Below are 10,045 nucleotides of genomic sequence, written 5' to 3' on the forward strand. Positions count from 1 at the left end.
TTTGGGCGCTCACGACACTCTGCCATGAAGCGGGCCACAAAACAAAAAGCACGCGGCTCTGGCCGCGCGCTCATGCACACACCTCTACGGGTTGTTGCCGCTCTCTCGCTCCCCGACGCGGCTTCTACGAAGCTGCGCCGGCTGCGCTGGCCGCGGCGCCACGACGTCCCTGGAAACACTCGCGGCAGTACACTGGACGTCCCTGCGTCGGTTTGAAGGGGACAGTGGTCTCCTTGCCGCAGTGCGAACACATCGTCTTCGTCTCTACCTTCTGGTAGCCGTTGCCCGAGCCGATGCCCAGTGCTTGCGCGCGTTTCCCCTTGCAGGCCTTACAGCGTTTGGGCTCATTCTTGAATTGTTTGTCGTGGAAGAACAGCTGTTCGCCGGCCGTAAAAACGAAATCCGCACCGCAGTCCACGCATTTCAGACTTTTGTCCTGGAATTCCATCGCGAACCCTACCTCCCCCTGATCACTCCCCCGGACGCTCTGCGGCGTCTGCTGGAGGTACCGCTCCACCTTCGGGTTCGGCCTACGCGCTCTCTGGCGCGTTTCGATGCTGACTGCCTGCTGCTTACGACTGCGGTATGAAAAAGAACGGGCCGCCGCCTTGCAGCAGCGGCCCGAGGTTGTTAGTCCTGTTCCTTGCGCGCCTTCTTGCGATTGCGTTTGCGCGCCAGCGCTTCTTTCACGCGCCGCTTTTCGCCCGGCTTAAGGTAGAAGCTGTGACGCTTCACTTCCTTGATGATGTCCTCTTGCTGCACCTTGCGTTTGAACCGGCGCAGCGCGTTCTCGAGGGGCTCGCCCTCTTGAACTCTGACTTCGGCCAACTGAAAAACACCCCTCTCCGGCCCCGTTGGACTCGTAAGTTATTGCAATGTTTACTGCCTAAGTCAAGTCTAATATGCCGCGGGCGCAGGGCGGGGCTGGCCGCCATCAAAACTTGAATTTCAGGCCGAATTGCACCTGCCGGGGGCTGTAGGCGTTGGTCGGTTCGAGGAACCCGCGCGTGGTCTCATAGCGCGCCGGATACGGGGTCGCGCCGGGGACAACGGTCCTGCCCTGCACGAACTTGCCGGCGGCGTTCTGGAAGGCGTCGGAGGAGATGTCCACCCGCTTGTTGGGGTGGTTGAGCACGTTGAAGGATTCCGCCAGGAAGTCCACCGTGATGCGGTCGCGGACGAAGACGCGGCGCGTGATGCGCAGATCGGTGGAGGCGTAATCGGGACCATAGAAGCTGTTGCGTCCGGCGCCGGGCAGGCGGTCGTTCGAGCTGTTGGTATCACGGTTGGCGTCGCCGACGATGCGCGCATTGACCGGGCGTCCGCTGCCGACGGTCACGGTGCCGGCGATGGTCCAGTCATTGAACATCTTTTTGAGCGCGGCCTGCTCGCGGTGGAAGGGTTGCGGCGTCCATACCCAGGAGACGGCAAAGCGGTGGCGCTGGTCGGTGGAACTCACGCTGCGCTCCGTATTCGGCTGGGCGGCGTTCTGCACCGACGAGGGCGATACGATGGGCGAGTCCTGGCCATCGTCCATCGCTTTGGCCCAGGTGTAAGCCACGCGGAAGAAGATGCCGTTCTTCATCCGGCGCCGGGCGGAGACGGTCAGCCCGTGGTAGACGCTCGAGACCGCACTCTCGAACTGGTCGATCGAACCGATCTGCGGGATGGGCCGCTGCACGTCGTTGATGCAAGGTGGGAAGGGACAGCTCAGCGACTGCGTCTGCTGCCAGGTGGCGAAGGAATCCACGTTGAAGTAGTCGCCGGTGAAATCGCCGTTCTCGTCGAACACGGGATAGCTCAACTGTTGCGGCGTGGGCAAGTTCACGTCGCGGGTGCGGATCAGGTGGGTGCCATGCACGTAGAGATAAGAGACGCCGAGGGCGAACTGGTCGAAGACGTCGCGCTCTACCGTGAGCGAGGCCTGCTGCACATACGGGGTCTGGAAGTTGCGGGCGAAGGTTGAGATATCGCTCTCCAGCTTGCCCGCCACACTCGCGGGCGCATCGCATTGCGCGGAGTGCTGCGCGCAGGCGGCGAGCGGTCCGGGATACGCCGGGAACAGCAGATGGTCGGCGAAGACGGCGTTGTCGAGGAAGAGGTGCGTCTGCTTGAGTCCGTTGTCGGTCTCGACCGCCGAGGTGTAGATCTGCGGGATGCGGGTATAGAAGATGCCGTAACCGCCGCGGATCACCAGCGGATCCTTTTCTCCGATGGAGTAAGCGAAGGCTACGCGCGGCGCGAAGTTGTTGCGCTTTACCGGGATCTCGCCCGAACCCGGCCAGAGCGGGTTGGGCTCGAGCGCCTTTCCGCCGTAGGTCTGCAAGTCCCAGCGCACGCCGAGGGTGAGCGCCAGGTGCGCGTTCACGCGGATGGTGTCTTGCACGAAGAGCGAGAACTCGTTGGTATCCGGGTGCGAGACCTGGGTGCCGAAATCCTGGATGTAGTAGCGCGGAACCTCATGCGCGAACGCCCGCAGCGGCGTGAGCCGCAGGCCGAAGACCGAAGGGACGAAGGTGAACGGGTTTACCCGGATATCGTCGAAGATGTACTCGCCACCGGTGAGCAACGGGAAATAATTCTCGATGCGGGTGAAGAGCATGTCGCCGCCGAACTTCCAGGTGTGGCGGGGGCCATCGAGGGAGATGGTCTCGGCGAACTGCAGCTTGTGCTCGCGCGTGCGGCGCGGCAGGATGTTCGAACGTCCGAAGCCTTCGATGACGTCGGCGATGCGGGTAAGCACGTCGTCGGTGTTGGCGGAGGAGCTCTGCAGGTCGCGCGAGAACTGCACCCGCAGATGGCTGACGAAGCGCCCGCTCAGCGCGCTGGTGAGCGCCAGCGAAGCGCTCTCGGTCGCGACATTCTCTTCACCGTTCTGCGAGATGCCGTTGTTGGTGAGCGGGCTGGTGGGATCGAGGAACACGTTGTTGGCGCCGTAGTAACGCGAGAGGTTGATGCGTCCGCTCAGCGATTGCCGCGGCGAGAGCGTGTAATCGAATTTGGCGAAGGCGGCGTTGCCCATCAGCGCCGCGCGGAAGTCACCGGCAAGATTGGAAGAGAGTTCCGAAGCGGTGGCCATCACCAGTTCCTGATCGGTCTTTTCGTAGTCCCGGGGGCCAGGGACGAGCACGCGCGAGCCATCGTTGAAGCGCACCGAGACGGGCGAGCGGAAGATGTGCTGGTCGGCGCCGAGGAAGAAATAGGCGCGGTTCTTCGCCAGCCGGCCGCCGAGCGTGAATGCGAACTGGTGCTGATGGTCGGGCGGCTTCTCGCTAACAAAGGGATTGCGCGCCGCGAACTGGTTGGAGCGCATGTAGTAGATCAGGCTGCCGTGCAGCTGGTTCGTCCCCGACTTGGTGACTACGTTGATCACCGCACCGCTCGAGCGCCCGAACTCCACTCCATACGTATTCGACGACACGCGGAACTCCTGCACCACCTCGGAGGAGAACTGGTAGGGCGCGCGATACCGTCCGCGGGCCTGCCCGAAGAAGGCGTTGTTGTTGTCCACGCCATCGACCAGGAAGGTGGAGTGGTAGCCGCGCACGCCGCCGAAAGAGAGGTCGCCGCTCGAGGAAGAGGTCAGGCCGCGCGGGTCTTCCGTCACGCCGGGAGCGTGGAGCGCGAGGTCTTGCCAGCGGCGTCCGTTCAATGGGGCTTCCGCGATCTCACGCTGGCCGATCACGGTGCTCAGGCCGCTGGGCTGCGTATCCACTGCGGAAGTCTCGCCCGAGACAGTCACCGTCTCGTTCGCCCCGCCCACGCGCAAGATGAAACCCAATACCACCGTCGCGCCGATCTCGGCATGCACTCCGCTGCGCAGCTCGGGCGACATCTGCGGCGCCTCGGCGCGCACTGAATAATCGCCTGGCGGCAGGAAGCTGAGGGCGAAGGCGCCGCTAGAGTCCGCCTTCACCGAGCGCGAGAAACCGGTCGCCACCAGTTGCGCGGTGACCGTGGCGCCGGCGATGCGGGCGCCGGTCGCGTCTGCTACGGTGCCGCGGATGGCGGCGGTGGAGGAATCTTGCGCCGCGGCCGTCAGGACAAGCGCGAGCGCGAATAGAAGCGACGCTAGAAGTCGGCGCATCGTGGCGCGATACTACGCCGCGCGGTTTTCCGTGTGTGTCTCATATTGCACACTTAGGCGACTTTTGGCCGGTCTCGCCGGCTTTGTCCTTCCCGGCAACGCGTGTTAGTTTTCATGGTTTGGTAGCAGCAGTTTCCGGCGCGCGTTGGCGAAGCAGGTTTACTAGAAAATGATCCGTTCCTACCAGGGAATGAACCCGAAAGTCCCCGCAAGCTGCTACGTGGACGACTCCGCCCAGGTCATCGGCGACGTCATCCTCGGCGAGCATGCCTCGGTCTGGATGAACGCCGTCGTCCGCGGCGACGTTTTCGCCATCCGCATCGGCGCGCACTCCAACGTGCAAGACTGCTCCGTGCTCCACGGCATGCGCCACAAGTACGGCGTGATCCTGGGCGAATACGTCACCGTCGGACACTCGGTCACGCTGCACGGCTGCACCATCGGCGACCGCTGCCTCATCGGTATGGGTAGCGTGATCCTTAATAATGCGAAGATCGGGGAAGGCTCGATCATCGCCGCCGGCACCGTCATTCCTGAGAACACCGTGGTGGAGCCGTACTCGCTGTGGATGGGCGTTCCGGGGAAATTCCGCAAGCAGATTGACGACGCGGCGACACAGGAAACCATCATGCGCTACGCTAACAATTACCTGGAATATAAGGAGCAGTACCTGAAGGAGCAGTACGCGAAGGAAGCGGGGAAGTAGTGGCGGAACAGCCAAAAGCGAAGCCGAAGGCGCAGTCCATCAAAGCCGTCCGCGGGACGCGCGACATCCTGCCGCCGGAGTCCGCGCTGTGGAATTTTGTCGAGGCCGCCGCGCGCGACGTCTTCCGCGCCTACAACTTCCACGAGATTCGCACGCCCATCATCGAAGACCTCGGCCTTTTCCAGCGCTCGGTCGGCGAAGAGACGGACATCGTGGGCAAAGAGATGTTCGCGTGGGAAGACCGCGCGCGCGCCGAGTCGGAGAAAGGACAGATGCTCGCGCTGCGTCCCGAGAACACCGCCGGCGTGGTCCGCGCCTACATCGAGCACAAACTATGGGAGCGGCCGGGATTGCAGAAGCTCTTCTACATCGGGCCGCAGTTTCGAAGAGAGCGTCCGCAAAAGGGACGCTACCGCCAGTTCTCCCAGATCGGCGCCGAGGTCATTGGGCCGCCCGCGAACGGTTCGGAATCGCCCGCGGTGGATGCCGAGCTGCTCGAGCTGCTGGCCACGTTTCTCGACCGCCTCGGCATCTCCGGCTGGACGCTCGAGCTGAATTCTGTCGGCTGCGCCAACGACCGGCAACGCTTCAACGAAGCGCTGAAGAAGGCGCTGAGCGGTGTGGTCGAAAAAATGTGTGTGGACTGCAAGCGGCGCGCCGTGACCAACCCGCTGCGCGTCTTCGACTGCAAGGTCCCCGCGGACCAGCCCATCATCGAGATGCTGCCCAAGATCGCCGACTACCTCGACGAACCTTGCCGCGGTCATTTTGCCGAAGTTCGGGCGTTGTTGGACGCCGTTGGCGTGCCCTACACGCTGAATCCGCGGCTCGTCCGCGGGCTCGACTACTACACCCGCACCGCCTTCGAGTTCACTCACGGCGCGCTCGGCGCGCAGAACGCCATCCTCGGCGGCGGACGCTACGACGGCCTGAGCGAATCGCTGGGCGGACCGAACGCCCCCGGAATCGGCTTCGCCATCGGCGAAGATCGCCTGGTGATGTCGCTCGCGGAATCCACAGACGCCGCCAGCATCCAGCCCAAACTCGACGCATACATCGCCCCGCTCGGCCCCGGCATGAATAAGGAAGCGGCGAAGCTGGCGCGCGAGCTGCGCCACCACGACGCCGTCATCGAGATGGGCGACGAGAACTTCAAGCTGAAGAAATCCATCGAGACGGCGGTCAAGCTGGGCGCGCGCTACGTGATCATCGTGGGCGAGAGCGAAGCCAGATCGGGCGCGTTTGCGGTGAAGCGGCTCGAGACCGGCGAACAGCAGAACGTGCCCCGCGCCGAGCTGGCGGCGAAGATCCGCAGCTAGCTCGTGCTTGTCATGGTGAGCGAGGCGCGCGCGGACTATCCGCGCGGCCGAGTCGAACCACCCCTATTGCCTCGACGATGCCTGGTCAAGAACAGAGAAAAAGAAACTCCGTGTCTCCGTGCCTCCGTGGTGGGTTTTTGCTCCCATCCGTATAATCTCTAGTTCCGCCACCACGGCGAATCCCCAAAGAGGCTCTGCTTGCAGCTCGACTACCTTGGCGATCTTCGACGGACGCACACCTGCGGCGCCCTACGCGCCTCTGACGCGGGCGCGACCGTCACGCTCATGGGTTGGGTGAATCGCCGGCGCGACCTCGGAAACCTCATCTTCATCGACCTGCGCGACCGCACCGGGCTCACGCAGATCGTCTTCGACACCGATAAGAAGGACGTGCTCGAGAAAGCTTCGCATCTGCGCAACGAGTACGTGATCGCCGTGACCGGCACGGTGAAGCGTCGCGAGGGTGCGACGGTGAATCCAAAGCTGCCGACCGGCGAGATCGAGGTCGTCGTCGCCGAGCTGCGGCTACTGAACGAAGCGAAGACGCCGCCGTTCTCGCCCGCCGACGCCACGTTGCCCAACGAAGAGGTCCGGCTGAAGTATCGCTACCTCGACCTGCGCCGTCCCGAGATGCAGGCGAACATCGAGCTGCGCCACCAGGTCGCGCTCGCTATCCGCAATCATCTTTCGGCGGCGGGCTTCTTCGAGATCGAGACGCCGTTCCTCACTCGCTCCACGCCCGAGGGCGCGCGTGATTTCCTCGTCCCCAGCCGCGTGCATCACGGCTCGTTCTACGCGCTGCCGCAATCGCCGCAGCTGTTCAAGCAGATCCTGATGATCAGCGGCTGCGAGAAGTATTTCCAGATCGTGCGCTGCTTCCGCGATGAGGACCTGCGCGCCGACCGCCAGCTCGAGTTCACGCAGATCGATCTCGAGATGACGTATCCGCAGCAGGAGCAGGTCTTCGAGGTGGTCGAGGGATTCGTGGGCGCGGCATGGAAGGCCGCCGGCGTGACCTTGCCGGCAAAATTCCCGCGCATGACCTACGACCAGGCGATGGAGCAGTACGGCTCCGACAAACCCGACCTGCGGCTGCCCGCGTTGGTGGAAGCGAAGTCGGCTTTCCCACCTGATGCACTCGCCACCCTGCAACTCGATCCCGCCATGCCGTTCGTCGCGGTGCGCATCCCCAAGGTCGGCGAGCTCTCGAGAAAAGAACGCGACGACAACAAAGCCCTGTTCACCAAGAAGCCCGGGCCCAAGCTGATCGACGACCTGAAGCGTCTCGAAAAATCCTGGCCCGACGCCATAACGAAGATCCGCGAGCTGGCGCAAGCCGCTCCCGACGACTTCATCGTCCTCGTCGGTGGCGCCGCGGGCGACGAAAAGTCTGCCGCGCAAGCGCGCGTCGCGAGCATGGCCGTCTACGCGGCTGCCGGGAACCTGCGCATGGAGCTGGCGCGCAAATACACCGCGAAGCACGGGGCTTTCTCCGGCGACCTGAAAGACGCCGGCAGTTATCGCTTCCTCTGGGTCACCGATTTCCCGATGTTCGAATGGGACGAAGAAGCCAAGCGCTGGAACGCGACGCATCATCCCTTCACCTCGCCGCACGAGCAGGACATGCAGAAAGTGCTGGAGGATCGCGACCTCGACGCCGTCCGCGCGCAGGCCTACGACATCGTGCTCAACGGCATGGAACTGGGTTCGGGCTCGGTGCGTATCCACCGGCCGGACGTCCAGCGGCAGATCTTCCGGTCGTTAGGCATGTCCGAGGAGGAAGCCAAGCAGCGCTTCGGGTTCTTCCTCGAAGCGCTCGAGTACGGCACGCCACCGCACGGCGGGATCGCGCTCGGTCTCGATCGCATCGTCATGCTGCTCGCCGGCGGCGAGAGTCTGCGCGAGGTCATCCCGTTTCCGAAGACGGCCAAGGCGGTCGACATGATGGTGGACGCGCCCACGCCGGTGCACGAGCAGCAGTTGAAAGAGTTGGGGATCGCGGTGAAAAAGCCTACCGCGGACTAGCGCGGGTAGAAACCTCTGTTCCAGAATCCGAACAAAATGTGAACACGCGCGCCTAGCGCCGCTTCGCCTTCTTTTTTGGCGCCACTTTCTTCGCCGCCTTCTTCGCCTTTTTCGCTACCTTCGGCTTCGCTGCCGCCGCCAGGCCGATCGCGGTCGGGTGTCGCGCTTCGTAGAGCCCCATCTCCAAACCGCCGGGCAGCTCGATGGCGGTCACTTTTCCCCAGCCCGCGGTGGTGATGCCGCGCGGGAAGCGCGCGCCGTGTTTCGCCAGCTCCATCACCGTCTTCTCGATGTTGTCGCACATCAGGTAGAGGTCATAGGAGCCGTCTTTGTCGGTGGGATGGATGCCCATCTCGGCGGGCGGCAGCGCGAACAGGAGCCATCCGTGGCCGGCGTCGACGGTGGGAAACTTCAGCGTCTTCTTGAAGAACTCGCGGACCTGCTCGGCCTGCTTGGTGTAGATGAGGGCGTGGATGCCGGTGATCATCGCCTTGTCCTCCTAGCCGACCTAAATCCTAACGTGCGCCAGCGGACAAACAAAATCCTGTGGAGCTTCGCCGCGCAACGGTGATATCTTGCGCGGCATCCTCCTGCATCGAGCGTCCTGCTTTTGGTCTGGCCTACTTTGGGCGTCCTACTTTGATCTGACCCGCTTTGGGCCATCCTACTTTGGTGCGTCCTACTATGGGACCCAGCTCGATTGTGGAAATTAATCCGCGTCCCTCCGCGTTCATCTCCGGCTAGACTCTAGCCACTAGACACTCGTGATCATCGACTGATCCCCATGGGCCGCATCCACGTACTGCCGGAGCACGTAGCCAACAAGATCGCCGCGGGCGAGGTGGTGGAGCGTCCCGCGTCGGTGGTGAAGGAGCTGCTGGAGAACGCGCTCGACGCGGGCGCGCGTCGCATCCGGGTGGACGTGGAGGCCGGCGGCAAGAAACTCATCCGCGTGACCGACGACGGTTCCGGCATGGTGCGCGACGATGCCATGCTCGCCTTCGAGCGCCACGCCACCTCGAAAGTCCATGACGCCGACGACCTGTTGAATATCTCCACCCTCGGCTTCCGCGGCGAGGCGCTGCCTTCGATCGCATCGGTCTCGCGGCTGAAGCTGGAAACGCGCGCGGCGGATGAGACAGCCGGCACACTCATCGAGATCGCCGGCGGCAAGCTGCACAAGGTGGAAGAGGCCGGACTTCCCGCCGGCACCGCCATCGAGGTCCGCGACCTGTTCTTCAACCTTCCCGCGCGCAAGAAATTCCTGCGCGCCGAATCGACCGAGCTCTCCCATATCGCGCAACTCGTCACGCACTACGCGCTGGCGCATCCCGACAAACATTTTGAGCTGCACTCGGCGACCGAAGCCATGCTGGTCGCGGCGCCGGTGGCGAACCATGCCGAGCGGCTCTACCAGGTCTTCGGCAAAGATACCCTCGACCAGATGATCCCACTGACCGCCGCGCAAGCACTCGACCGCACCGGGCTGCCGCTGCCGCCGCCCTGGGTGCTCGAGCGCATGGCCGCGCGCGGCGAAGAGTGGCACGCGCCCGAGCCGGGCGAATTGAAGCTGACCGGGTTCATCTCCAAGCCGGAGATCCAGAAGCTGAACCGCAATTCCATCTTCTTCTTCGTCAACGGACGCCTCATCCGCGACCGCCTGGTGCAGCACGCGCTGACGGATGCGTATCGCAACATGCTGCCGTCCTCGGTCTATCCCGTGGTGCTGCTGTTCCTCGCGCTGCCGCCGGCGGAGGTGGATTGCAACGTGCATCCGGCGAAGACGGAGGTGCGCTTCCGGCAGCAGTCGGTGGTACACGATTTTGTCCGCGACGCGGTGCGCGCCACGCTGATGAAGGCGCGGCCGGTGCCGCAGTTCACTCGCGAGATCAGCGCGCAGCCTACCGC

General features: G+C 63.7%; 8 protein-coding genes. 4 read left to right on the top strand and 4 right to left on the bottom strand.

Features of this window, described 5'->3' with window-relative positions:
- Window positions 1-124: 124 nt before the first annotated feature.
- The 3 genes from M3P27_04750 to M3P27_04760 all read right to left on the bottom strand — a co-directional run bounded on the left by M3P27_04750 (window position 125) and on the right by M3P27_04760 (window position 4,087).
- Window positions 125-448, bottom strand: coding sequence for a zinc-ribbon domain containing protein (locus M3P27_04750; GenBank protein ID MDP9267621.1), 324 nt, complete (start codon window positions 446-448; stop codon window positions 125-127).
- A 182-nt stretch (window positions 449-630) separates the two neighbouring features.
- Window positions 631-828 (bottom strand): 30S ribosomal protein S21, encoded by a 198-nt coding sequence (gene rpsU, locus M3P27_04755; GenBank protein MDP9267622.1) that lies wholly within the window; start codon window positions 826-828, stop codon window positions 631-633.
- A gap of 106 nt (window positions 829-934) precedes the next feature.
- Entirely contained in the window at window positions 935-4,087 is a 3,153-nt protein-coding gene (locus M3P27_04760) for a TonB-dependent receptor (GenBank protein MDP9267623.1), read from the bottom strand.
- A 169-nt stretch (window positions 4,088-4,256) separates the two neighbouring features.
- On the opposite strand from M3P27_04760, the gene M3P27_04765 reads away from it, so the two are divergent.
- From M3P27_04765 to aspS, 3 genes are all read left to right on the top strand, one after another.
- Window positions 4,257-4,793: a gamma carbonic anhydrase family protein gene (locus M3P27_04765; GenBank protein ID MDP9267624.1), complete on the top strand. Its 537-nt coding sequence runs from the start codon at window positions 4,257-4,259 to the stop codon at window positions 4,791-4,793.
- Complete coding sequence (hisS, locus tag M3P27_04770) at window positions 4,793-6,112, top strand: histidine--tRNA ligase (protein ID MDP9267625.1); 1,320 nt, start codon at window positions 4,793-4,795, stop codon at window positions 6,110-6,112. Before M3P27_04765 ends, hisS begins: the two co-directional genes overlap by 1 nt.
- A 198-nt stretch (window positions 6,113-6,310) precedes the next feature.
- Complete coding sequence (gene aspS / locus M3P27_04775) at window positions 6,311-8,137, top strand: aspartate--tRNA ligase (GenBank protein ID MDP9267626.1); 1,827 nt, start codon at window positions 6,311-6,313, stop codon at window positions 8,135-8,137.
- Between the two features lie 52 nt (window positions 8,138-8,189).
- Here aspS and M3P27_04780 read toward each other — a convergent pair whose 3' ends face one another.
- Entirely contained in the window at window positions 8,190-8,624 is a 435-nt protein-coding gene (locus M3P27_04780; GenBank protein ID MDP9267627.1) for an extradiol dioxygenase, read from the bottom strand.
- Window positions 8,625-8,921: 297 nt separating this feature from the next.
- Between M3P27_04780 and mutL the strand changes: the two genes are divergently transcribed.
- Window positions 8,922-10,045: DNA mismatch repair endonuclease MutL (mutL, locus tag M3P27_04785; protein ID MDP9267628.1), on the top strand; the 1,124-nt coding region annotated here is incomplete at its 3' end.

This window comes from Acidobacteriota bacterium, from assembly GCA_030774055.1.
Taxonomy (GTDB): domain Bacteria; phylum Acidobacteriota; class Terriglobia; order Terriglobales; family Acidobacteriaceae; genus JACPNR01.